This window comes from Limnohabitans sp. TS-CS-82 (assembly GCF_002943475.1).
This window is the reverse complement of sequence record NZ_PTQX01000020.1, coordinates 17,033-41,787: the sequence shown is the minus strand read 5'-3', so window position 1 is coordinate 41,787 and position 24,755 is coordinate 17,033. Positions and strand designations below refer to the sequence as shown.

General features: G+C 51.9%; 24 protein-coding genes. 7 read left to right on the top strand and 17 right to left on the bottom strand.

What is annotated here, in order from left to right:
* Nucleotides 1–22 precede the first annotated feature (22 nt).
* From C5F52_RS27015 to lspA, 3 genes are all read left to right on the top strand, one after another.
* On the top strand, nucleotides 23–406 hold the full coding sequence (locus C5F52_RS27015) for a hypothetical protein (RefSeq protein ID WP_104801472.1): 384 nt from the start codon (nucleotides 23–25) through the stop codon (nucleotides 404–406).
* A gap of 135 nt (nucleotides 407–541) precedes the next feature.
* Nucleotides 542–835: a zinc ribbon domain-containing protein gene (locus C5F52_RS27010; protein WP_104801471.1), complete on the top strand. Its 294-nt coding sequence runs from the start codon at nucleotides 542–544 to the stop codon at nucleotides 833–835.
* Nucleotides 836–1,130: 295 nt separating this feature from the next.
* On the top strand, nucleotides 1,131–1,607 hold the full coding sequence (gene lspA, locus C5F52_RS27005) for a signal peptidase II (RefSeq protein WP_104801470.1): 477 nt from the start codon (nucleotides 1,131–1,133) through the stop codon (nucleotides 1,605–1,607).
* Nucleotides 1,608–1,702: 95 nt separating this feature from the next.
* Here lspA and C5F52_RS27000 read toward each other — a convergent pair whose 3' ends face one another.
* From C5F52_RS27000 to C5F52_RS26920, 17 genes are all read right to left on the bottom strand, one after another.
* Complete coding sequence (locus C5F52_RS27000; RefSeq protein WP_104801469.1) at nucleotides 1,703–4,828, bottom strand: efflux RND transporter permease subunit; 3,126 nt, start codon at nucleotides 4,826–4,828, stop codon at nucleotides 1,703–1,705.
* 15 nt (nucleotides 4,829–4,843) lie between these two features.
* Entirely contained in the window at nucleotides 4,844–6,448 is a 1,605-nt protein-coding gene (locus C5F52_RS26995) for an efflux RND transporter periplasmic adaptor subunit (protein WP_104801468.1), read from the bottom strand.
* On the bottom strand, nucleotides 6,445–7,713 hold the full coding sequence (locus tag C5F52_RS26990) for a TolC family protein (RefSeq protein ID WP_104801467.1): 1,269 nt from the start codon (nucleotides 7,711–7,713) through the stop codon (nucleotides 6,445–6,447). Before C5F52_RS26990 ends, C5F52_RS26995 begins: the two co-directional genes overlap by 4 nt.
* Entirely contained in the window at nucleotides 7,710–7,952 is a 243-nt protein-coding gene (locus tag C5F52_RS26985) for a DUF2789 domain-containing protein (protein ID WP_104801466.1), read from the bottom strand. Before C5F52_RS26985 ends, C5F52_RS26990 begins: the two co-directional genes overlap by 4 nt.
* Before the next feature lie 157 nt (nucleotides 7,953–8,109).
* On the bottom strand, nucleotides 8,110–10,503 hold the full coding sequence (locus C5F52_RS26980) for a heavy metal translocating P-type ATPase (protein ID WP_104801465.1): 2,394 nt from the start codon (nucleotides 10,501–10,503) through the stop codon (nucleotides 8,110–8,112).
* 8 nt (nucleotides 10,504–10,511) lie between these two features.
* Entirely contained in the window at nucleotides 10,512–11,021 is a 510-nt protein-coding gene (locus C5F52_RS26975) for a TPM domain-containing protein (protein ID WP_104801464.1), read from the bottom strand.
* Between the two features lie 2 nt (nucleotides 11,022–11,023).
* Complete coding sequence (locus C5F52_RS26970; RefSeq protein WP_104801463.1) at nucleotides 11,024–11,884, bottom strand: YgcG family protein; 861 nt, start codon at nucleotides 11,882–11,884, stop codon at nucleotides 11,024–11,026.
* Nucleotides 11,881–12,513 carry a LemA family protein gene (locus tag C5F52_RS26965; RefSeq protein ID WP_104801462.1) on the bottom strand — a complete coding sequence of 211 codons (633 nt, stop codon included), beginning with the start codon at nucleotides 12,511–12,513 and terminating at the stop codon, nucleotides 11,881–11,883. Before C5F52_RS26965 ends, C5F52_RS26970 begins: the two co-directional genes overlap by 4 nt.
* A 34-nt stretch (nucleotides 12,514–12,547) precedes the next feature.
* Complete coding sequence (locus tag C5F52_RS26960) at nucleotides 12,548–12,838, bottom strand: heavy-metal-associated domain-containing protein (RefSeq protein ID WP_104801461.1); 291 nt, start codon at nucleotides 12,836–12,838, stop codon at nucleotides 12,548–12,550.
* Nucleotides 12,839–12,896: 58 nt separating this feature from the next.
* Nucleotides 12,897–13,553: an isoprenylcysteine carboxylmethyltransferase family protein gene (locus tag C5F52_RS26955; protein WP_104801460.1), complete on the bottom strand. Its 657-nt coding sequence runs from the start codon at nucleotides 13,551–13,553 to the stop codon at nucleotides 12,897–12,899.
* Nucleotides 13,550–13,813 carry a DUF2933 domain-containing protein gene (locus tag C5F52_RS26950; protein WP_104801459.1) on the bottom strand — a complete coding sequence of 88 codons (264 nt, stop codon included), beginning with the start codon at nucleotides 13,811–13,813 and terminating at the stop codon, nucleotides 13,550–13,552. Before C5F52_RS26950 ends, C5F52_RS26955 begins: the two co-directional genes overlap by 4 nt.
* A gap of 26 nt (nucleotides 13,814–13,839) precedes the next feature.
* The gene (locus C5F52_RS26945) at nucleotides 13,840–14,301 is read right to left on the bottom strand and encodes a hypothetical protein (RefSeq protein WP_104801458.1); all 462 of its coding nucleotides are present in this window, start codon (nucleotides 14,299–14,301) and stop codon (nucleotides 13,840–13,842) included.
* A gap of 88 nt (nucleotides 14,302–14,389) precedes the next feature.
* Nucleotides 14,390–14,734, bottom strand: coding sequence for a copper-binding protein (locus C5F52_RS26940; protein WP_104801457.1), 345 nt, complete (start codon nucleotides 14,732–14,734; stop codon nucleotides 14,390–14,392).
* Between the two features lie 7 nt (nucleotides 14,735–14,741).
* Nucleotides 14,742–15,224 (bottom strand): DUF411 domain-containing protein, encoded by a 483-nt coding sequence (locus C5F52_RS26935; protein WP_104801456.1) that lies wholly within the window; start codon nucleotides 15,222–15,224, stop codon nucleotides 14,742–14,744.
* A 28-nt stretch (nucleotides 15,225–15,252) separates the two neighbouring features.
* Nucleotides 15,253–15,741 carry a plastocyanin/azurin family copper-binding protein gene (locus tag C5F52_RS26930; protein WP_104801530.1) on the bottom strand — a complete coding sequence of 163 codons (489 nt, stop codon included), beginning with the start codon at nucleotides 15,739–15,741 and terminating at the stop codon, nucleotides 15,253–15,255.
* A gap of 26 nt (nucleotides 15,742–15,767) precedes the next feature.
* A complete protein-coding gene (locus C5F52_RS26925) occupies nucleotides 15,768–17,180 on the bottom strand; it encodes a multicopper oxidase family protein (protein WP_104801529.1) in 1,413 nt (470 codons plus the stop codon).
* Nucleotides 17,181–17,196: 16 nt separating this feature from the next.
* Nucleotides 17,197–18,630, bottom strand: a complete 1,434-nt coding sequence (locus C5F52_RS26920) for a TolC family protein (RefSeq protein ID WP_104801528.1) — start codon at nucleotides 18,628–18,630, stop codon at nucleotides 17,197–17,199.
* Between the two features lie 480 nt (nucleotides 18,631–19,110).
* On the opposite strand from C5F52_RS26920, the gene C5F52_RS26910 reads away from it, so the two are divergent.
* The 4 genes from C5F52_RS26910 (at nucleotide 19,111) to C5F52_RS26890 (ending at nucleotide 24,734) form a co-directional block, all read left to right on the top strand.
* Nucleotides 19,111–19,794 (top strand): heavy metal response regulator transcription factor, encoded by a 684-nt coding sequence (locus C5F52_RS26910; RefSeq protein WP_104801455.1) that lies wholly within the window; start codon nucleotides 19,111–19,113, stop codon nucleotides 19,792–19,794.
* Nucleotides 19,795–21,189 carry a heavy metal sensor histidine kinase gene (locus tag C5F52_RS26905; protein WP_104801454.1) on the top strand — a complete coding sequence of 465 codons (1,395 nt, stop codon included), beginning with the start codon at nucleotides 19,795–19,797 and terminating at the stop codon, nucleotides 21,187–21,189.
* Between the two features lie 34 nt (nucleotides 21,190–21,223).
* The gene (locus tag C5F52_RS26900) at nucleotides 21,224–22,384 is read left to right on the top strand and encodes a PIN domain-containing protein (RefSeq protein ID WP_104801453.1); all 1,161 of its coding nucleotides are present in this window, start codon (nucleotides 21,224–21,226) and stop codon (nucleotides 22,382–22,384) included.
* A gap of 781 nt (nucleotides 22,385–23,165) precedes the next feature.
* Nucleotides 23,166–24,734, top strand: a complete 1,569-nt coding sequence (locus tag C5F52_RS26890; protein ID WP_104801451.1) for a class I adenylate-forming enzyme family protein — start codon at nucleotides 23,166–23,168, stop codon at nucleotides 24,732–24,734.
* Nucleotides 24,735–24,755: the final 21 nt, after the last annotated feature.

Below are 24,755 nucleotides of genomic sequence, written 5' to 3'. Positions count from 1 at the left end.
TGTACTTTTGAAAGGAAAACTCATGAAACTGATTTCGACCACCTTCGCTTTGATGTTGATGGCATCAGGCGTCGTATTTGCTGCGGACAAACATGACCATGGTCATGGAGACAAGCCTCTCCATGGAGGTTTGGTCACGGAAATCAAGGATATGGACTACGAGCTCGTGGCCAAGCCCGATGTGCTTCAGTTGTACGTGCGAGATCACGGGAAACCAGTTGATGTCAGCAGGGCAACAGCAAAAATCACTTTGCTCTCAGGTAGCGACAAGCAAGAGATTGATTTGAAACCATCGGGTGACAAGCTTGAAGCAAAAGGCAGTTTTAAAGTCGCGCCCGGTACGAAGGTTGTCGCGCAGGTGAATCTTGCAAGCAAGGCAGCGACGGCACGATTTGTTCTGAAGTGACGTAAGGGCGGAGAACGACCTTCTTGGCACTTCTTTGCATTGCCCTAGCGAGTGCGAATGTTTCGAAAAATTGTGATGAGATCCGTTGGTTGGCCTTAGCGGCCTTGTAAGGCGTTCTTGAAAGAGGAAAGATAAATGAGTATTTTTGACAGACTTTTCGGTGGTCATCAGGGTGGCGGCCACCATGGTGGGGCGCATCACGGTGATCGCCACGGCTATGGCGGTGGGTACGGAAGCGGCGGACCTCCAACCAGCGGAGGAGGCAACGCCGGCGTTGCATGCCCGAACTGCAAGGCGCTGAACGCGCTAGGGGCTCGTTTCTGCCAGCAGTGCGGAACTACGTTAGTTCCTTCTGCGTGCACGCAATGCGGAACGACCCTGCAAGCGTGGGCGAAGTTCTGTGCTCATTGCGGAAAGGCAGCGACTTGACGGAACCATCTTTGTAGGCGACAACTTTTCGGTGTCGCTTGCACTGACTTGGCCTGTGAAAGTTCCTGTCATGCATGATTTGATGAATTTGATGATCAAGTTAAGGAGCGTCTGCTTTAACCTCTTCGAGATGTGCTGATGCCACCAATTCGAATCGCTGCGCAGGTTCAGGCCGCTGGCTGCTGATGCACTTTTGACTACCGGATATTCACGCAGCCGTATGCCCCTTCAAGTTGCACTGGCCGCCGTCACATGCGGTGCCAAGCATCGATGTCCTCGAAATTGAAAAGTAGTAATGACGTATCCGAATCGCAAATCCTATTGGTATTCCGTGGCGTTCATCGTGCTTGCAATCGACCAAGCCACTAAGAGTCTCATTGATCTGACCACGCCGCTGGGCTGGTCACTTGAAGTGACACCGTTTTTCAATCTGGTCCATGTTCTGAACCCGGGCGCGGCTTTTAGCTTTCTGGCTGGCGCCGGAGGTTGGCAGCGCTGGTTCTTCCTTGCGATCGCACTGGGGGCTTCAATATGGTTGGCCTGGATGCTGAGCAAACCGGTGCGCCGTCTTGAGGCCTTGGCGTACAGCCTGATCTTAGGCGGTGCCGTCGGCAATGGCTTTGACCGCGTCGCACGCGGGCAGGTCGTCGACTATCTGGACTTTCACTTGCGTGGTATGCACTGGCCTGCGTTCAACATCGCCGACGTGGCGATCACGGGAGGAGTTGTTGCGCTAATAGCAGTTTCATTTCTTGAGGAACATCAGAAGTGACCTATCGCTTTCTTCACGGACATGCGACTGCTCAGGATTGCAGTTTCCGCTTGGTCAATACACAAGCAAGTCAAATTCTCTAGGAGAATAAAAACTCATTTTGAGTTGAGCTCCCGAACTTTAACCAAAGCATAAAGCGCGGGAATAACTGCCAGCGTCAGCACAGTTGAGGAAATCATTCCGCCCACCATCGGGGCCGCAATGCGGCTCATAACTTCAGAGCCCGTACCAGTACCCCACATGATGGGTAATAGGCCCGCCATGATGGCAACTACAGTCATCATCTTGGGGCGAACCCGCTCTACAGCACCTTCCATGACTGCTTGATATAGATCATTGGTATCAGGAATTTTTCCTTCAGAGATGCGTCTTTCCTTTATTTCCTCCCATGCATGATCCAAATAAATCAGCATCACCACTCCAGTCTCAGCAGCTACGCCAGCCAGTGCAATAAAGCCGACCGCAACTGCCACAGATAAGTTGTATCCGAGCAACCACATCAGCCAGACTCCGCCCACCAGCGCGAAGGGAACTGACAGCATGACGATCAGTGTCTCGGTTAATCGCTTGAAATTCAGATATAGGAGCAAGAAGATGATCAGCAGCGTTACAGGAACAACTAGCTTCATCTTTTGTACAGCACGCTCCATCGACTCGAACTGCCCGCTCCAAGTCGCGTAGTAACCAGTAGGAAATTTGACCTGTTCGTTTACCGCCTTACGGGCATCCGCAACGTAACTGCCGATGTCACGCTCACGAATGTCGACAAAGATGTAGGCGGATAGCAGCGCGTTTTCAGTACGAATGCCTGGTGCACCTTTGGCCACCTCAACCCGAGCGACCTGTCCCAGAGGCACCATTGCACCGTCCATGGTGGGCACAAGAACTTCCCGTGCAATTTGCTGCGGGTCTGAACGAAGTTCGCGAGGGTAACGGACTGTCACTCCAAAGCGTTCACGTCCTTCAACGGTGGTGGTCACCATGTCTCCGCCAAGCGCGGTACCGATCACCTCTTGCAAGTCACCTACAGCCAGTCCGTAGCGCGCCAGTTGTGCGCGATCTGGTTCGATGTTCAGGTAGAAGCCGCCAGTGATACGTTCGGCAAATGCAGATGTGGTGCCTGGAACCTGATTGACCACCGTTTCAATCTCGCGGGCCAAACGTTCCATCTCGTTGAGATCCTTGCCGAAGACCTTGATGCCAATCGGTGTACGAATGCCGGTGGACAGCATGTCGATGCGCGCCTTGATCGGCATGGTCCAAGCGTTTGATACGCCCGGGAACTGCAACGCCTTGTCCATCTCGGAAATCAGTTTGTCGGTCGTCATACCTTTGCGCCACTCAGAGGTTGGCTTGAGGTTGATGACCGTTTCAAACATTTCTGTCGGTGCCGGGTCCGTGGCCGTGTTCGCCCGGCCAGCTTTGCCATACACCGAAGCCACCTCAGGGAAACTCTTGATGATCTTGTTCTGCGTCTGCAACAACTCGGCAGCCTTGGTGATCGACATGCCTGGTAACGACGCTGGCATGTAAAGCAACGTGCCTTCATTGAGTGTCGGCATGAATTCGGATCCGAGCTTGCTGGCTGGATATAGCGAAATTCCCAGCACGAAGAGCGCTACGCCAACGGTTAGCTTTTTCTTGTGCATCACGCCAGCGATGATCGGGCGATACACCCAGATCAAGAAGCGATTCACCGGATTTTTAGCTTCCGGCATGATTTTTCCCCGGATGAACAGCATCATCAGTACAGGCACCAGTGTCACCGAAAGCATTGCCGCCCCCGCCATGGCGAAGGTCTTAGTGTAGGCAAGCGGTGAGAACAGACGTCCTTCCTGCGACTCAAGCGTGAACACGGGCAAAAAGGACACGGTGATGATCAAAAGCGAGAAGAACAATGCTGGTCCCACCTCCTTGCACGCAGTGATCATGGCCTCAACCCGTTGCGCGTTATCGTGGTCTTCGGGTAAGCGTTCCAGATGCTTGTGAGCGTTCTCAATCATCACGATGGCTGCATCCACCATGGCACCAATCGCGATGGCAATACCTCCCAAGCTCATCAAATTCGAGTTCATGTCCAGCAGACGCATGGCAATAAAAGCGATCAACACCCCCACAGGTAGCATCAAAATTGCCACCAGAGCCGAGCGAACGTGCATCAGAAACACAACGCAGACCAAGGCAACGATCAGACTTTCCTCCAGCAGCGTGCGCTTGAGAGTGTCGATCGCGCGGTGAATCAAATCAGAGCGGTCATACACCGCTTGGATGCTGACCCCCTCCGGTAATCCTGCTGAGACTTCCGTGATCTTTTCCTTGAGGTTGTGGATTACCTCCAGGGCATTTTGACCGTAACGAGACATGGCGATGCCGGAGACGACCTCACCCTCACCGTTGAGTTCAGTGATGCCGCGCCGCTCATCAGGAACCAATTCAACTCGTGCAATATCTCGCACCAACACTGGCGTTCCCTTGTCGGACTTGACGACAAGATTCTCGATATCCGAAACGCCGCGCAGGTAGCCACGTCCCCGAACCATGTATTCAGTTTCGGCCATTTCGACCACACGGCCACCAACATCTCGGTTGGATTCGCGCACCACCTGAGACACTTTGGCCAGAGGAACGCCGTAGGCGCGGAGTTTTACAGGGTCGACAGTGATCTGGTAAGTCTGGACAAACCCACCGATGGAAGCCACTTCGGCGACCCCATGTGCTTTTGTGAGTTGATACCGCAGGTACCAGTCTTGCAAGGTGCGCAGTTCAGCCAGGGTTTTGTCCTTGGCCAGCACGGCATACTGGTAAACCCAGCCCACCCCGGTTGCATCAGGACCGATTTGTGGCGTCACCCCCTTGGGCATGCGACTGGACGCGAAGTTCAAATACTCCAGTACCCGTGAACGCGCCCAGTAAATATCGGTGCCATCTTCAAAAATGATGTAGACAAAGGACGCGCCGAAAAATGAAAAGCCCCGAACGACTTTCGATTTCGGAACCGACAACATGGCTGTGGTCAGTGGATAAGTGACCTGGTCTTCAACCACCTGCGGAGCTTGTCCTGGGTACTCTGTGTAAACGATTACCTGAACATCAGACAGATCGGGAAGCGCGTCCAGTGGTGTCCTGATGACGGCGAATACACCGCCAACAACGACGAACAAAGTAGCAAGCAGGACCAAAAAACGGTTTCGTCCTGACCAATCAATGATCTTTGCAAGCATGGTGTCCCCCAAAGATCAGTTGTGACCAGTGTGTGGATTGGCCGCACTTGCCGTGACAGGCTTGATGGCGGTGATGATCCATTCGCCCTGGCCACGCTCAACGAACTCAAAGCTCAAAGACATTCCAGGCTTCAGACCAGATAGCAGGCTGCTATTTGCAACCTTGAATTCCATGGTCATGGCAGGCCATTTAAGGGTGGATACCGGACCGTGTGCGATCGTCAGCGAACCACTTTTGGTATCGATGTCCTCGATTTTTCCTTCTGCACGATGACCTACGGATGCCGTGGTCTTGGATTCTGCCGATCCTCCTTTAGAAGCTGCCGCCCCGTGTCCCGAATGTCCCAGCCCCCCGATCGCAGCCTTGAGGTTACTTTCGGCGTCAATTAAGAAGTTCGCAGCAACAACTACCATCTCGCCATCTCGCACGCCCTCCAGAACCTCGATGCGATCATCGCTACGCGCGCCAAGCTTGACCTCCCTTGGATCGAAGCGTCCTTCCTGCACTTGAACAAGAATGATTTGACGAGTCCCGCTATCAATCACGGCGGACGTAGGAACGGTTAGCACAGAACGCTTGCTGTCTACGGGCAGTTCGACCTGCGCAAACATGCCGGGCTTGAGAAGTCCATGTGGATTCGACAACTCCACGCGAACCGGAACGGTTCGCGTCTCCGATTTGAGGGTCGGGTAAACATAGGTAATTGCCCCCGAAAACTGCTTATCTGGATAGGCGTTGATCCGCACAGTGGCCTTGGCACCGGTTCGAATCTGACCGATGTCTTGCTCAAAGACATCGGCAATCACCCATACAGAGGCCAGATTGGTAACTTGGTAAAGCATTTCTCCCGGCATAAAACGCATGCCTTGAACGGCCTTCTTCTCGGTAACGATGCCCGAAACTGGTGAACGCAGCGTTAATGTGCGACGCGTCGCTGTAGATTGGGTCAAAGCCGTGATTTGTTCATCCGAGATATCCCAGTTGCGTAGTCTTGACAAGCTGGAGTCCGCCAGTTCACGCATGCCTCGCTGGGCTTCTTCACTGGCACTTTTCAAGGAATCAACACCTTGCGATGCAATGGCGTATTCACGCTGAGCGGAGACCAATTCGGGACTGTACACATCGAATAGTGGCTGGCCTTTGCCAACCGGTTGACCCGTTGCATTGACATACAGACGTTCTACATAGCCCTCAAACTTGGGAGCAATGGTGAAGGTCTGGCGCTCGTCAGGCTCTATTCGTCCTGCTGCACGCACGGTCTTGTTCAGAGCTTGCGTGCTTGCTGCCTCGACGCGCACGCCCAGCTTTTGAACTTTATCCGTGCTGATACGAATCAAATTTGCACTACCGAGTGTCGATTCCTGCTCTCCCTCATAGACCGGTATGTAGTCCATGCCCATAGGATCTTTCTTGGGCGTGGGCGAGGTGTCGGGCAGCCCCATCGGATTCCGGTAGAAGAGTATTTTTCGTGCTTCAGAAGCACTCTTGGCTAGCGTATTTGTTTCAGCACTACCATCCTTATGAACAATGGCTTGCTGTTTCCCATACCAATATCCTCCACTTGCTGTCAAGGTTGCAACGAATACCGCCGCCATGCCCAACTTCAAGGCAGTTGTCATAATTCTTCTCCTACGATGCGCTCGATATCCGCGAGACGCATTTGTGCATTGATGCCTGCCTTGACTTGATTCAACTTGGCTTGGCGGATTTGCTTTTGAGCATCCAGAAGTGTCGCAAAGTCAACTTTTCCTGATTCATATCCAGCAAGAGCCGACCGGAAGTTCAACTCTGACTGGGGTAGAAGACTTTCTGTTGTCAAAGTGAGCGAGCGTCGCTCTGACTCAAATCCTGTAACGTTTTCATAAAGATCAGCCAGGACTTGGTTGTTTATCGCTTCTCGTCTGGAGCGTGAGGCGGAAAGCATGGCGTCAGACTCTCTTTCCTGTGCTCGACGAGCGCCTTGCTGCAGTGGGATATTGATTTCAACCATCAACTCCCATTCGCGAACTGAGTTGCCGTATTGAATGGGTGACGCGCCCACAGTGAAGTCAGGAAATCGATTTTTATAAGCAAGTTCACGTGTCTTTTCCGCCGCTTTGATCTGTGCACCTTCAACTTGCAAGAGTGGATTGTTCGAACGAACACGTTGTTCTAAGGCTGAAAAATTCAAAACTTCCGGCGTAGGTAGAGACCGAATTTGTGTTGGTCTTGCTAGTGGTTCATCGGCTTGCCTGCCTGTCAGAGCATTCAACCTCGCTTGCAATTGACGACGCTCCGACTCAATGAAAATCAACTCACTGCGTATAGCGGTTTGTTCCACTTGAGACCGGATAACGTCTTGCTGAGCAGCCAGCCCACTTGCATACCGAACCTGAGCCACTTTTTCTAAACGAACCATTAGATCCAAAATTTCCTGGGTCAAGCGTTCGCTTTGATCTAAATAGTAGAGTTGTGCGTAGGTTGTTTTTATCTTCGAGGCCAACTCAAGCCAAGTACTTGTTACACGTACTTTCGCTGCTTCAGAAAGGGCTTCAGCTGTTTCACGCTTTAGTTCACGCTTGCCAAACCAAGGGAGGTCTTGCATTAGCAAGTAGCGCGTGCTTCCAACACGACTGGGTGAAAGGGTGGGTCCCTGTTCTCCCATACGTGTGATGTCACGCCACTCAGTGCGAAATTTAGGATCTGGGAGTGACCCGGCAGGTATAACTCTTTCAGATGCAGCATTCGCATCAAAGCTCATGCTGGCTAAGTCAGGATTTCTTTCCTTGGCTAGCTTTAGTAATCCTTGCAAATTGCTACCAATTTGTAGATCTTGGCCGTAGCTCGTTGGGGCAAGAAAGAGAGTGAAGCACGCTGCAGCGATGGCCGATTTGAAGTTAATCATTGCTTTCCTCGCCGTAGGGCCGCATTCAGCTGATCAATAACTTCGGCCCAGTCTGCGTCCTGGAGTATTTCATCACGTAGCAGGGTAGATTGCGCCTGCGTCCAAAAGGGCGCGTTTTCCAAACGAATAGATGGGTCAAGTGGGCTATGGTTCTCTAGAAAATGTTTTATGCCATCAACATCGGATGGCAGACCCAACTGCAAAAAGAGTTCAGTAAAGCGGTGGTAGCTTTGATTCATTGCACAGATTCCAATTGGCTTCAAATGTCGCTGGCCTGCGCTTGGTCAGACTAACGATTTCATTTTCTAAATATGTACCTGTTGTGAAGATGATGGCCAGATTACATTCATGTAACCTGATGACCTACACTGACTATTTCATAACCTGGTTTTAGTCTTATTCACCACGACGCAAGCGAAGGGCATTGCCGATCACCGAGGCCGAACTGAAGCTCATGGCCAGCGCAGCGATCAATGGGGACAGCAGCCAGCCAGTCAATGGATACAACACACCCGCCGCAACAGGAATCCCCAACGCGTTGTACAGAAAAGCAAACATCAGGTTCTGTTTCATGTTGCGCACAGTGTCCTGTGAGAGCGTGCGGGCTACCGCAATCCCGCGCAAATCACCTTTTACGAGAGTCACCTGGGCACTGTTCATGGCCACATCAGTGCCTGTTCCCATGGCGATGCCGACATCGGCCTTGGCCAGTGCAGGTGCGTCGTTGATACCGTCGCCAGCCATCGCTACGATACGGCCTTGTTTTTGCAACTGGTCCACGAGAGCCAGTTTGTCTGCGGGCTTGACTTCACCATGCACCTCGTCGATTCCAAGTCGTTCGCCAACTGAGCGGGCAGTGGTCAAGCCGTCACCTGTCGCCATGACGATACGCAGACCGGCAGCCTTGAGAGTGGCCAGAGCCTCGGGCGTGCTAGCCTTGATCGGATCAGACACGGCTAACAAGCCTGCTAGTTGCCCATCAACGGCCAGATGCATTACGCTTGCTCCCTCTGACCGCAATAACTCCGCCTGTGACACCAGTGCCTGGACAGCCACACCAAGCTGCTCCATCAATGCCGTGTTGCCCAGAGCCAGTTGTCGTCCTCCAACCTGACCTCGCACGCCAATTCCTGAACCCGACTCGAAGTTCTCAGGTTTGTCCAAAGACAGATGACGTTCGCGGGCCGCGCGCACGATGGCATCGGCCAGTGGGTGCTCGCTGCCTTGGTCCAGGCTGGCCGCAAGGCGCAGCACCTCTATTTCGTTAAAACCCTGGGCAGCCACCGCGCGATCAAACGCCGGTTTACCCTCCGTCAGCGTGCCGGTTTTATCGATGATCAGGGTATCAATTTTTCTCAGATTCTCAATTGCAGCGGCATCGCGGAAAAGAACGCCATGGGTGGCACCACGCCCGGTGGCGACCATGATGGACATCGGTGTGGCCAGGCCCAGCGCACAGGGGCAGGCGATGATCAGAACTGCAACTGCGTTAATCAGGGCATAAACCCAGCTTGGCTCGGGACCGAACAGGCCCCAAGCAAAAAAAGTGAGCAAGGCAACGCTGACAACTGCCATCACGAACCACCCCGCTACGGTGTCAGCCATTCGTTGCATCGGTGCTTTGGAGCGTTGCGCTTGGGCCACCATTTGAACGATTTGAGAGAGCATGGTGGCCGCGCCGACTTTTTCAGACCGCATCACGAGAGAGCCATTGGTGTTGAGAGTTGCTCCAATCACCTTGTCGCCAACTCGCTTAGACACTGGCACGGGTTCACCGGTCAGCATGGATTCATCGATGGCGCTACTGCCCTCGGTCACTACTCCATCAACTGGAACTTTTTCGCCGGGGCGAATGCGTAGCAAATCTCCTACATGCACATGCGTTAATGGAACGTCTTCCTCAGAGCCATCGGGACGCAGGCGACGTGCCGTCTTAGGGGCCAGCCCGAGAAGTGATTTGATTGCAGCAGAAGTCTGAGAGCGAGCCTTGAGCTCAAGAACTTGTCCCAACAAGGTTAGTGAAATGATGACAGCCGTTGCTTCGAAATACACAGCGACTCGGCCCATCGAAATAAAGGAGTCTGGAAATACCTGCGGTGCCACAGTGGCAACCACGCTGTAAACAAAGGCTGCACCGGTGCCCAGGCCAATCAGTGTCCACATATTGGGACTGCGGTTTACAACAGATTGCCAGCCTCGAGAGAAAAATGGCCAGCCAGCCCATATAACGATTGGCAGTGAAAGCGCAAATTCGATCCAGCTTTGCACAGACATGTCAAACCACTTCAACCGGTGGCCAGCCATCGCCAAAAATGTCACGATGATGGTGAGTGGAAGCGTCCACCAAAAGCGTCTTTGGAAGTCACGCAACTCGGGGTTTTCGTCTTCTTCCAACTCAGGCAAAAGCGGTTCGAGTGTCATGCCGCACTTGGGACAATTTCCTGCATGATCCTGCCGGATTTCAGGATGCATAGGGCAGGTATAGATTGTTCCTGCGGCAGCAGATGTCATTTGCGACTTTTCAGCGTTTCCGCTCATGTACAACATGGGGTTGACATCAAACTTCGTTTTGCATTTGGTCCCGCAAAAGAAAAATGTGCTTCCCATGTGTACAGATTGATACGCAGCCTGCCTGGTTACTGTCATTCCACAAACAGGATCTTTTAGGTCCGTGGTGTTGCTCTTACTAGATTTCTCAGAAGAAGACGCGTCGGGATGTTCTATTGGGTTGTGGTGAACGTGCCCGTGTTCGTGTTCGTGGGCGTGAGGGTCGTGTTGGTTTTCATTCATAGTATTTTTTAGTTTTTAAAATTCAACATGACGGGTGCGTCAGGAAGTTCGTTTTCATGCTTTTCATGAGCGGAAAAATGGAGGCCGATCACATTCGCAATTGCCGCTATTCCTTTTAATGCACCTGTCTCGAACTCTGATCTGGAGAAATGGTCTTGCATGGTTTGACATATCGACCGCCAACATTCATCGCCAGCCTTGATATGAATTCCCCTGTCGGCAACGATCTCCACCGCACGATCAGCAAGCAGTACATAAACTAAGACACCATTGTTGTGTTCAGTGTCCCAAACTCTTAGCTGAGAAAACACCTCGATGGCGCGGTCGCGAGATGATTGGCCCTTGAGAAGACGAATGCCGTCTAAGCCACCTTCTATCGCCAAGCGAATCTCACCGCCATGCAAATGTTCACTGTTATGAATCGCTTTTGTGATGGCATCAAGGCTTTCACGTTTAAAAGCACGGTGGACCTGCCAATCTGAGAACAGCAAATGTTGAAAGATACGTTTGATTGGCATAGTCACCACCTTCCCGATGCGCCGCCGCCGCCGAATCCGCCACCACCACCTCGAAATCCGCCGCCGCCCCATCCATGACGCCCACCCCCTGACATACCGCCTAATCCGTGAAGCACCGTAGACGCCCCGATCAGCGTGACGAACATAGCGGCAATGCCAGCGAAGATGGCGAGAAGCAGTGATCCGACAACCAACCAGGCAAGGCCAGTCACGACCATACCCGTGACGAGTGAACCGCCAACTCTTCCGAATGCACTGCGCAATACACTGCCGACACCTAAAGACACAATCAACAAGAAGGGGACAAGTTGACGAAGTCCTTGATCGGAATTTTTGGAGTGGCGTTGATGTTCTGGTAGTGGTTCACCATCGATTACAGAGATGATTTGTCCAACGCCCGATTGAAGTCCTTGGAAAAAATCGCCTCGCTTGAAATGGGGAACGATAACTTCACTGATGATTCGCTTACTGGTGATATCAGATAAGGCACCTTCTAGACCGTAGCCGACTTCGATACGTACAGTCCGATCATCTTTGGCCACCACCAAAATAACGCCATCATCCACCTTCTGCCGACCCAGCTTCCACTGCTCGGCTACGCGCAGTGCATATTGTTCGATGCCCTCAGGAGCGGTGGTTGGAATGATCAATACCGCCAGCTGAGATCCCTTGCGGGCTTCAAATGCTGACAGGGTTTGCTCCAGTGCGGTCTTCTGATCTTGTGTGAGTGTGCCGGTTTGATCAGTAACATGCCCCACTAGGGGCGGCACCGCAACCTGCGCCTTGGCAACGTAAGGAGCGAAAAGTGCCAACGATAGCCAGCAGGCTATCAGAAAGCGGTATATCACTCCTTTACCAATCATTTGGTGATCCCGGGTGTGGAGCTTTGATTCGCAGCCGGAGCGCTATCAAAATTTACAGAGGGGGGCTTGGTGATTTCTTTCTCATTCTCCACAGTGAAATTGGCCTTCTCTTTGTAACCAAAGACCATTGCGGTCAGATTTGATGGGAAGGACCTGACTGTCACGTTGTATTCTTGAACTGCTTTGATATACCGATTTCGTGCCACCGTGATGCGGTTTTCGGTGCCTTCCAGCTGTGCCTGCAAATCTCTGAATGCTTGGTTGGCTTTCAGATTGGGATAATTCTCAGATACCACCAGCAGGCGAGAGAGCGCGCCTGACAACTGACTTTGTGCCTGTTGAAATTTTGCGAAAGCAGCCGGATCGTTGATTAGCTCCGAATTCACTTGGATCGAGGTGGCTTTGGCTCGTGCTTCCACCACTTTGATCAGGGTGTCTTGCTCGAATTTAGTTTCCCCTTTGACTGTGCTCACCAGATTGGGGATCAAATCTGCGCGTCGTTGGTATTGGTTCAGAACTTCTGCCCAACTGGCCTTGATTTGTTCGTCAGTATTTTGGAAAGTGTTGTACCCACAACCACTCAGAGTAAGGACAAAGACTGATATCAGGAGAATAAATAATTTGCGCATGCTGATTACTCCAAAGTGATTGTGAATTTTCAGGTTAGCCGCAACAGCAGCGACCTGAGTTTCTAGGCTGCGATGTACACCCGGGCTTGGTAGTTGCAGTCGCAGGAGAAGACTCGGTTGCGATGTTCGCGACGTAGTCTTCTTCGGCCAGAGCAGCGATAAGCGAGGTACTTCCTGCTTGCAAGTCGCCCTGTACTCTGGCTCGGCCACTTAATAGATCCACCTCGACATGTACCACGCCAGGAACAGCTTGCAATGCTTGTTTGACATGCTTTACGCATGATCCGCATGTCATGCCCTCTACTGTCAATTCAATCGTTTTCATTGATGTGTCCTTTCATGTGGTTCATTGATTTAAATACACATCAATGATTCAATGCTGATTAGTCTTTGGGTGTGCCAGATGACGGGGAAAGATTCGGAAAAAAGCGAGGAGTTCTTTTTGCGTATAGGTCGTACACGTCACCAAATTGAGATCGCATCTCCTCTTCTTCAGTAACAGCCAGTCGACCGTACATGAGAAGAAGAATTGGAAACATGACCAAGGTCAGTAACGTGGGCCATTGCAGGAGAAAGCCAAGCAAAATCATCACAAAGGCTACATATTGCGGATGCCGAATGCGTGCATAAGGACCGCTGGTGGCCAGAGAGTTACGCCGTTGAGCGTGGTACAGGACATGCCAAGCTGTAGAAAGCAAATAGAAGCCATAGCCAAGGAATATGTAGCTGGCGATGTGCAAAACTCCAAAATGTGGATCTCCTTTCTCGCCTAGTAGTGTCGACCACAGGTGTCCCGAGTTATGGGAAAGCAAATCAAGTCCTGGGAACCGAGTTTGCAGCCAGCCCGACATTAGATAGATGGTCAGCGGAAAACCATACATTTCAACAAACAAAGCAACGACAAACGCCGCGAAGGCGCCAAAGGTCCTCCAGTCACGTCCAGTAGCTGGCTTGAAGAAACTGAAGGCGAACATGATGAAGATCGCTGAATTGAGAATTACCAAAGACCACAAGCCATAAGCCGATTCTGAGTGGTTCATGATGGTTCTCCTGGTTTGCGTGGTTCTGAACTGCTGGAATCATGGTGGTGATGTCCATGGCTTCCATGACCGCTATGCATGAATACGTGCATCAAGGGGCAGGCTAGCAACAGCAAAAATGGCAAAGCACCCACTACGTGGGCCAGATGCTCCGTGAGTAGGAAGTAGGCCGCTACCCCTCCAATTACCAGCAGTCCAATCGCATAGCGCGTGGTCCAAAAGCTCGGTGGCGCCTCATGACCTTCATGTGGATGTTCCATAAAGGATCTCCTAGTAGGAAAAAATATTATTTAACCGTTGCATCGGGCATGCGGTCCATCATCATTTGCATCATGGACTCCATCATTTCCATACGCTTTTCCATCATCTGCTGACGATCAGCCATGTTGCCATTCATTCCTTTGCCGCCTTCCATGCCGCCCATGCCGGACATAGCGCCCATTTGCTTCATCATTCCCATTCCGTCCTGCATCATCTTCATGTGCTCTGCCATAAGTGCTTGACGTTCCTCAGGCGTTTTTGCAGACATCATCTTTTCATGCATGGCTTGCATGTTTTTCATCTGTTTATCCATCGCTGCCATCCTGTCGGCATTCATGGTTTTAGCCGTTGATTTCTTGGATGCAGCACCAGGTTGGGTTGTGCCCGCTGGGTGATGATCTTTGTGCTCATCGGAGGTTTGAGCAAGAGTGCCTATTGAGGCCGCTGCTACACAAAATCCAATCAGAGAGTTGCGAATATTGGTCATGACTTACTCCTTACCAAGTTTGAAAAAAACCACTTGCGCAAATCTGATGATCGCGTAGGCAGCAACCGCACACCGCTTCGGTGTATTCCTATCGGGCTGGCTGTATGTCTGTCAAGACCATCTTGCCGCCTTCGTTGCTCACCATAAACTTAATTTTTTCGCCAGGCTTGACGTTGGTCAATAAAGTCTTGTCTTTGGCCGTGAACACCATGGTCATGCTAGGCATGTCTAAGTGCTTTATCTCACCGTGCTTGATCGTGACCTTTCCCGTTTCAAGGTCAACTTTCTTGACTTCCCCATCTGTCATGACGGGATTCATTTGTGACATGTTCATCTTGCTGTGATCCATGGCGGCTTGGGCAAAACTGCTCAACGGCAGGGCCATGCCAATAGTCAAGACGGCAATTGCGAATTTTCTATGGATAGTTTTCATGTTGTCCTCATAAGTAGGAGTTGAATACTTTTGATGATCCGTCTTTTTGAATCAGCAAAACTTGATAGGCGTCTCGCCTCTTTCCGTAGGCTGGACCATCCATTCCTGGCGATCCGATTGGCATACCGGGAACAGCTAGCCCAAGAGCCTGCGGCTTTTCTTCTAGCATCCGTTTGATGTCTTCTGCTGGAACATGTCCTTCAATGACATAGCCATCAATCAGAGCTGTGTGACACGATGCGAACTTCTGAGGCATTCCTAGACGCGAGCGCGCGGCATTGTTACCTTGATCTAGAGCGGCTACCTGAAATCCATTTTTTCCAAGATGGGAAATCCAATCCTTGCAGCAGCCGCAATTAGGGTCTTTCCAGACCTGTATGGTGGTCGTTCGAGCACTAGCAGCATTGGTCAAAAATGCACCTCCCAATGCGATAGCACTCAGAACGAATGTGCGTCTCACAGCATTCAATTCAGAAACTTGGTGTTGCATGTCTTGAGCTCCTTTGCTAAGGTCGAATTTATTTCTTACCAACCTTGATCACGCCCTTCATTCCAGACTCATAGTGGCCGGGCATCAGGCAAGCGAAATTTACAGACCCTGCCTTTGTGAACTGCCAGATGATCTCACCCTGTTTTCCAGGCTCCAGCGTGACTTTGCTCGGTTCGTCGTGCTCCATATCTGGGAATTTTTTCATGACCTCTAGGTGCTCTAACAACTCTTTCTGAGTTCCCAAACTAAGTTCGTGCTTGACCTGGCCGTTGTTCTTGACAACGAAGCGGACTGTTTCACCTTGCTTGACCTTTATGTCTGAAGGAGTGAACCGCATGTTGTCTGTCATCTCGACGTTGATGCTGCGACTTGCTTTTGCTGCGACGCCTGGTTTCCCGATGGCCGAGTCTTCGTGGTCATGACTATGGCCGCCAGCGTGATTGCCTCCAGCAAATACAGTGGCCGACAAAGAAAGGGCGGAAAGGGCTAAAAATGTCGGAAATAACTTGTTGTTCATGAATTTCTCCAGTTGAAGGAAATGGATCAATGTCCGTTGTGTGACGTGGGTTTTCGTATCTGAACTTCTGTGACGGGTGAAGATTTCTGCACTCGCGGCATAGATTGACCTCCTTCAGATTTAAAACGAGCGGGCTCAGCCAGCGGACCTGTGTATTCGTGTGCTACCGTACCTTTTGGGTGTTTAAACCACCCGGGATCTTTGTAATTCCCTGGCTTTTGATCTTTGCGTACTTTCAACACACTGAACATGCCGCCCATTTCAACCGAGCCAAATGGCCCTTCACCCGTCATCATTGGAGCGGTGTTGTCTGGAATAGGCATTTCCATTTCAGTCATGTCAGCCATACCACGCTCTCCCATGACCATGTAGTCTGGGATTAGCTTGTTGATTTTTTTCGCAACTCCACGATGATCAACCCCGATCAGATTGGGCATTGCGTGCCCCATGGCATTCATAGTGTGGTGGCTCTTGTGACAGTGAAATGCCCAATCCCCTTCCTCATCTGCAACAAACTCAATCTGTCGCATTTGGCCAACCGCAATGTCAGTTGTAACCTCTGGCCAGCGGGTGGTTTTGGGCGTTGGACCACCATCAGTGCCAGTTACAGTAAATTCATGGCCGTGTACATGAATCGGATGATTCGTCATCGTCAAGTTGCCCACGCGGATTCGAACTTTGTCGTTCAATCTGACGTTGAGCGTATCGATGCCCGGAAAGATGCGGCTATTCCAGGCCCAAAGGTTGAAGTCCAGCATCGTCATTGTTTTTGGCGTATAGCTTCCTGGGTCTATATCAAAGGCATTCAAAAGAAAGCAAAAGTCGCGCTGAACCTCGTCAATCATTGGATGCTTAGATTTCGGATGCGTTACCCAGAAACCCATCATCCCCATGGCCATTTGCGTCATTTCATCTGCATGTGGGTGGTACATGAAAGTACCGGGCCGTCGAGCCACAAACTCATACACAAAAGTCTTGCCTGGTTGAATGGCAGGCTGTGTCAGACCAGCCACCCCATCCATGCCGCTAGGCAAGCGTTGGCCATGCCAGTGGATGCTGGTATGTTCTGGTAGCTTGTTCGTTACAAAGATCCGAACCCTGTCACCTTCCACAACCTCGATGGTGGGACCGGGGCTCTGCCCGTTGTAGCCCCACAAGTGCGCCTTAAAACCGGGAGCCATTTCACGTACTACCGGTTCCGCCACCAGATGAAACTCTTTGACACCTTGGTTCATGCGCCAAGGCAAAGTCCAGCCATTGAGTGTGACGACGGGGTTGTAGGGCTGACCATTGTTCGGCACTAGGGGGGCCATGGTTTGCGGAGATGACTGAATAACAGGTTCCGGCAATGCTGCCATGGCTACACGACTCACAGCAGTGGCTGCTACCGCGCCACCGGCAATACCTGCATATTTGAAAAATTCTCTTCTAGATGTCATCGCGTGGTCCTTTGAATCAATGGCCAGCGCCACCAGCGTTTGGTGTGCTGGTTGTGACGGACAGTGAAGTATTGGTGGGGCGGCCAATCAATGCTGCTTGAAGTGCAGCATCGGCCAGCCAGAACTGCTGTTCAGCGTTGATCGCGGCGATCACGGTATTGACTTGATCTCGGGCGTCGGCAATCAGTTCGAAAATTCCGATGATCATTCCGTTGTAGCGCAGTTGGTTTTCTTCTGATATCACCTTGCGCACTGGAATCACTTCCTCTCGATGATGCCGCGCAATTTCGTGTGCTGTCCGGTAGGCAGAGTAGCTTTCACGCAGGTTAGAGCCCGCTGTCCGTATCGTTGCTTCTAGTTGATTAGCTGCCGCCAATGTTCGAGCATTCCAAGCATCTCGTTGCATCCCACCCCAATCAAAGATGGGTAAGCGAACACCAATTTCATAGCCTCTCGGATCTGACCGGGTGCCAGTTGAATTGTCGATTTTTGTATTGCGTCGAGCCGTCAATTCGATGTCTGTGACGCTCGTAATCTTTCCCAATCCTTGTGCTCGACTAGCGCCATCAAGCGCCGCCTGTGCCAATCGAATATCCAAGCGCGTCTTGGTAGCTGTGGCTCCGATCTCGCCCGGATCAAGCGCTTGCTTTGGCAGGTCGGGTAATCGCTCGGGCAACTGGAGCAGTCCGGCTTGAGCCTCGTCGAGGCCGAGTAACCTGATCAATTCTTCACGTGTTGCGTTGGTTACGTGCTGAGCAGTTGCCAAGCGACTCGCAGAATCTGCATAGAAAGCTTGCTCTCGAGCACGACTGAGACGATTAAAGTTGCCGACAGATTGCATGCGGCGAGCCAGCTCTGCGCTGGCCTCGGCACTTTCAAATACCTGATGCGCGTAATTCAGAGTCTGTTTTGCAGCAACGGCACGAACCCATGCCTGTCGAACTCGTGTGACGTGATCAACAACCTCACTTGTTAGACGCAGTTGCGCTTGCTCAATTCGACGCTCTGCAATTCCTTGACGTGCAGGTAAGGTCAATATGTCGAGCAGACCAAATGAAAGAGCTCTACCCAGCTCCAGTTCATCACCAGCGACGAGCCGTTCAAAACTGAATACCGGGTTGGAGATGCGCCCATTTTGTGCAGCATCCGCCGACTCGGCCCATCCTTGAGCCAGTAGGCCTTGCAATGCAGGGCTGTTTACCAAAGCCAACTGGACGGCTTCCTTTTGTCCCACGGGCGCTTTCAGTAGCGTCGCGGCAGCCTGAGCACGCTGAGTGCGCTCCTCATTTGTACGTGCCAGTGTCAGCTTACCTTCGGCAAATCCCGCTACTTCTTCATTGACTCGTCCAACGTTTTGTTCGAAGCTGACGCTCGCACAACCAGCCAATATTGCCACTGCGATGATTGACAGTGGCAGCCTGATATGTGAAAGGTATGTGACACGCTTCATCATTTTTCGCCTCCATGATGAGTTGCGTGCGAGTCTGGGGAAGTTTGCGCTTCTGAGGCTGGTTGACCTGCGGAAATCTCTTTTGCGTATGCACGCCAACCTCCTATGCGTCCTACTCGATCATTAGCCTCGCGCCAGGATAAAACCTCTTGATCAGCATAGGCTTGATAGCCGCCAATTGCCGATTTGTACTGCAACTTTGTAGGCAACCTGCTTTCTGATGTCGAGGGCGGAGTTGGCGCTACTGCTTGGGCACTTGCAGCAACTGACAGAAATGCCAGGGCACCAGAAAGCATTACGCTGAACAGTGATGTTCGATGTGGCATGAGTGTCTCTTGGTCATCCATTGATTGATAGGATGCGATTCTGAAGAGCAGCGCCTGACAACAATGCGTCTGTCTGATTACATATTTGTTATCTTCGTGTCAGGCTTCATAAAACTTGTCACACTACAGACTGGCGCACTGAAGGAGGACCGTTGTGAAAATTCTGATCGTCGAGGACGAACCCAAAACAGGCGAATATCTGAGGCAGGGCTTACGCGAAGCCGGATTTTTAGTGGAACTGGCGCAAACGGGAATCGATGGTCTTCATTTGGCGGAGCAGGGTGACTTCGAGCTCGTAATACTGGATGTGATGCTGCCAGGGCTCAACGGCTGGCAGGTCTTGGAGGCTCTTCGTAAGCGTGGCTTGAACATGCCTGCCATGTTCCTGACCGCAAAAGATCAGGTCGAGGACAGAGTCAAGGGGCTGGAGCTAGGGGCGGATGACTATCTAGTCAAACCCTTCTCTTTTGCGGAGTTGTTGGCTCGAGTCCGAACCATTCTGCGCAGAGGTAAAAGTGGAACTGAAAATACGACCTTGAGGGTGGCTGATTTGGAATTAGATTTGCTACGGCGGAGAGTTTCTCGTGCCGGAAAGCGAATTGACTTAACCGCAAAAGAGTTCGGCCTGCTTGAACTCCTGATGCGCAGACAGGGGGAAGTGTTGCCGAGATCGTTGATTGCATCACAAGTGTGGGATATGAACTTTGACAGCGACACCAATGTTATTGAAGTAGCCATGCGTCGTTTGCGAGTGAAGATCGATGAGGGGCAAGAAGTCAAGCTGATTCAAACAGTACGCGGAATGGGCTATGTACTTGAAGCGCCGGAGACGCATTAGATGTTTAAAAGCTTTTCACTGACGAGCCGTCTAACCATTTTTTTTACATTGGTTGCTGCTACTGTTGTTTTGGGTCTCGGTTGGATATTAATGACTGCAGCAGATCGCCACTTTCTGGACCTTGATCGTGTTGCGTTGGCTGACAAAAGGCAGCTAATTGAAGGCATTCTTTCAGATGCCAATTCATCGGATGATGCCCGTTTGCGGCTTGGTGAATCATTGAGTCACCACCATGGACTTTGGGCTTTAATTAGAAGCTCAAGCGGTGAAACATTATTTCAATCTGAGGGATTTAATCCTCCTGAAAGCTCTCGGCAATCTATGAATGGGAAGGATGGGAGAGAGTTAAAAACTTGGAAGGACAATGCAACTGAATTTCATGCGATTGAATTTCAAGCGAAAGCCAAGTACATCCAGGATGTGGACTTCGACGTCTCCTTGGCGATTGATGCTGAGCACCATCAGGAATTTTTGAAAGAATTGGAGCGAAGCTTAGCAATTTACGCTGTCATGGCAACGCTTGTAAGCGGTTTTCTAGGCTGGGTGGCAGCTCATCAAGGATTGGCACCTCTGCGAGCCATGAAGACCAGGGCCGCAGGCGTCTCAGGTCAACAACTGCAAGAGCGCATGCCTGTAGATGCAGTCCCGATTGAGATGGCTGATTTGGCCCGTGAGCTCAATCAAATGTTAGATAGGTTGCAGAGTGATTTTCAGCGCTTGTCCGAATTTTCTTCAGATTTGGCTCATGAGTTGCGTACTCCAATCAGTAACCTGCTCACGCAAACGCAGGTAACACTTTCAACTAAACGCGATGTAGCGACTTACCGTGAAATTTTGGCGTCAAACGCCGAAGAGTTACAGCGCTTGGGTCGGATGGTATCTGACATGCTCTTTTTGGCGAAAACAGAGCGCAGTGTTGAGTTGCCAAACAAAGAAAAATTTTCTGCAGCTCACGAAATTCTGTCCTTGTGTGAGTTCTACGAAGCAGTAGCTGAGGAAAAGAGAATTTCGCTGACGACGTATGGAGATGGTGAAATTCTTGGGGACCGATTAATGTTCCGCCGCGCTGTTAGCAATTTACTTTCGAATGCATTGCGACACACTCCAGAAGACGGGAAGGTGGATGTGGCAGTCGTTGATAAGGGGTCTGTTACAGAGGTCCGGGTTGAAAACACCGGTTCAGAGATTGATCCACAAGTACTTCCTCGTTTGTTTGATCGCTTCTTTCGGGCTGATCCGGCACGGTCTCACCCAGAATCTGATGGTGCCGGATTGGGCTTATCAATTACGAAAGCTATCGCTGAAATCCATGGAGGTACAGCCACGGTCACATCTAATCAAGGTAGAACACGATTTTCCCTGCAGTTTCCACATTCAATCAATGAAGTCGGTTGACTTCATTTGTTCATAGTTGACCGAAGGGAGTTGTATGCCTATTGGATTGCCAAGTGCGCAAGCATTACTCGAAGATAAGAGCGTTGGTTTCTTTTCGATCGATACGGACGTACTTCATAACCATGGGTACAAATTTTCTGCCGGTGCTTTACGCGCGTTGCCATTGCAGAGGCCAGCTTGGCTGAGCATTCAGCAAACCGAGATCGTTGAGCGGGAAGTTCATAGTCATCGGATGGAGCCGGTGTCCAAGGTCGCTAAAGACTTGAATACGGCAATTGCGAAACTGCAACGCCTATCAGGGGTGAATTTCAACCCAGTCAGCGAGCAAATCAAAGCGCTTGATTCCGAATCTGTTGCCGCGCGCAATTTTTCCAGAGAATTCAGGGCCTTTGTGGCAAGCCTAGGTGGGGGCGTCCTACCAATAGCTGGACCAGATTTGGCGCGGCAGATATTTGACCGCTACTTCCAGGAAGCAGCACCATTTGAAGCCAGAAAGAAGTCCGAATTCCCCGATGCTGCCGCGCTCTTGACACTGGAAAACCATGCCAAGGCAACCCAAAAGCAAGGCATCTTGATCTCAAGGGACGGCGGTTGGGCAGATTTCGCCAAGCACAGTGATTGGCTCTACTGTGTGAAATCCTTGGATGAATTCGCTGCGCTGTTCAAGTCCACCAATCCGGTGGCGGCGGCCGTGACTACGAAAGTGAGCGCGGAGCTAAGAAACACCGCCAGCAGTCTTTCTACGTTGGTGCAAGCCGCAGTTGAAAATCATGTCGCCGGTGCATATTGGAATGCAGATGATGTCTGGACCGGGTTTTGTCACCGTGTTGAGGCAGAGGTGGATCAAGCGCACTACCTCGCTCACTCGGTGGACCTGACTGGAATCGGTACATGGTTGGTGGAGCATGACCCAAGCATTTGCATCATCGAGGTCAGGGCTACAGTTCAGGTTTCTGTGGACGTAAATGTTGAATTCTTTGTATATGACACGATCGACCATGATGAGCTTAATTTTGGCTCTCTAGAAGTCACACGCAATCATGAGATGGAAGTGGATGTGTTCATCACTTTGCGCGGCGATCTTGAGCATGTCGCAGTTGATGAATTAGACCCATCAATTGAACTGGCAGGCGGTGAGTATGACGTCGAGGTCGGGGAGGTTGATCCTGACTTTGGTGAGGAGTCATATGCGTGAATATGAAGTCGACGTTCGTTGCCCCTTGTGCAACGCCCAGACCCGGCTGAATTGACTGATGGCGCATGCAAAGAAGGCCCATCCTGACGTTAGCGCAGCAGACTTCAAAAAGGCCTTGGAGCAGAAATTAAGTTCGGATCCTTCAACAGTGGATCTGAGGCGGGTCACGCGTTCGGTCAACATGGTTTCGGCGACCGAGCGAGTTCGAGATGTCCGCGACCAGCACCACACAGCCACCTTTTCGGGCGGGGCCATTGGCGGCGGCAAGAAACGCTAGATGGGGATAGAATCAGATCTACGTAAGCGCCACTAGGTTGGAGCAAGCAGTCGACACACGCACTGGGCCGGAATTTCCCTAACCAGTGAGGTGGTTAGAGCAGATCCTTGGATGCACCCCGTATTCCTCATTGAGGGGCAATTTCAGGACGGTACGCCTCACTCCTGCGGGATGAGTGTTTGCCAGTCTGCTATAGTCCACCACCAGATACACCCCGTAGTTTCGCAAGAGACTACGGGGTTTTTCTTTGTGCGTCCTGTTTCAATGCACGCACGGGGGATGGGCTATGCCAAGGCGTATCACTTGGTGCGTTATTTTCGGGAGTCCTAGATCTCCCGTTTGGCCCCAGTCGGCCCTCAATGGATTTCGTGCCTCAAGTTGCTGGCGCTTTTGTGCCTGCGTCCAACGGTAACCCCGAAGGGTGGATTCGAAAATTACGAACTCACCTAGCGTCAAACCCTAGTGCCGTATCGCTGTAGTTTCTCTATTATCTTTTTTATTTTTATGCACCCAGATATTGACCAGTTGCTTGCGCAACCGTTTGGTTCATTGCCCGAATTGATGGCGTTGCAAGCCACGCATCAACCCGACCACACAGCCCTGATTCTCGATGGACATTGTCTGAGCTATGCTGCGCTCCGAGTGGGGATGGACCGGGTGGCGGCCAGCCTGCAGCGCGATGGTTTGGGGCCTGGCGATGTGTTGGCCATTTGCGCTGGCACCTCCATCGAATACGTGATGGCTTACTTGGGCGCACTGCGCGCCGGTGTGGCAGTGGCACCCTTGGCGCCATCCGCCACAGCCGAACATTTGAGCGCCATGCTCGACAACTGCGGGGCACGCTTGGTCTTGCGTGATCGTGCGGTGGCTTTGCAATGGCCTTTGCATGCTGGCAGTACGTTGCGATGTGTGGCGCTGGATGATTCTTCTGAGGCGGGTGAGCTTTGGTCTGACTGGTTGAGCACGAATGAGCAGGCACCCGCGCCGATTGCGCCGAAGCCCGACTGGCCCTTCAACGTCATTTACTCATCAGGCACTACGGGTGTGCCTAAGGGCATTGTGCAATCTTGGGCCATGCGATGGGCGCATCTGCGCCGCGCTGTGACCAATGGTTATGGCCCCCAAGCCATCTCGTTGTGTGCCACGCCGCTCTATTCCAACACCACGTTGGTGGCCGCGCTGCCCACGCTGGCGTTGGGCGGTACGCTGGTGCTGATGCGCAAGTTCGATGCCGTGCATTACCTGCAACTGGCCGCGCAGCACGCGGCCACACACACCATGCTGGTTCCTGTGCAGTACCTGCGCTTGATGGCTTGCCCGTTTTTTAACGACACCGATCTGAGTCGGCTGCAGCACAAGTTTTGTACCAGCGCGCCGTTCAGTGCCAAGCTCAAGGCCGAGGTGTTGCAGCGTTGGCCAGGACGACTGATTGAGTACTACGGGCTGACCGAGGGCGGCGTGCGCTGCGAGTTGCACTGCCATGACTTTCCACACAAGTTGCATACCGTGGGCCGTCCTGGTGAGGGGGCCGACATTCGTTTTATCAACGATCAGGGGCTGCAGATTCCGACAGGTGAACTCGGGGAGATCGTGGGTCAATCCGCTGGGATGATGACGGGCTATTACAACTTGCCCGAGAAAACGCGCGAGGCCGAGTGGTTCGACGCGCAAGGCCAGCGCTTTATACGCAGTGGCGACGTGGGTCGGATGGATGAGGATGGCTTCATCGTGCTGGGTGACCGCATGAAGGACATGATCATCACCGGCGGTTTTAATGTCTACCCATGCGACATCGAAGACGTATTGACACAACACCCTGAGGTGTCTGAATGCGCGGTGGTCGGCGCACCTTCCGAGCAATGGGGTGAGACCCCAGTGGCCTTCGTGGTCCCGCGTGCCGACACACAACCAGACACGCAGGCCTTGCGCGAATGGCTTAACGCGCGCGTGGGTAAGACCCAACGCGTGGCGGATGTGCGACTGGTTGCATTTTTGCCCCGCAGTGAGATTGGCAAAGTGCTCAAGCGTCAGTTGCGTGAGCAATACGCGCAGATGACGGCCATGCCCGATTGATATTCGACACAACGACGGAAA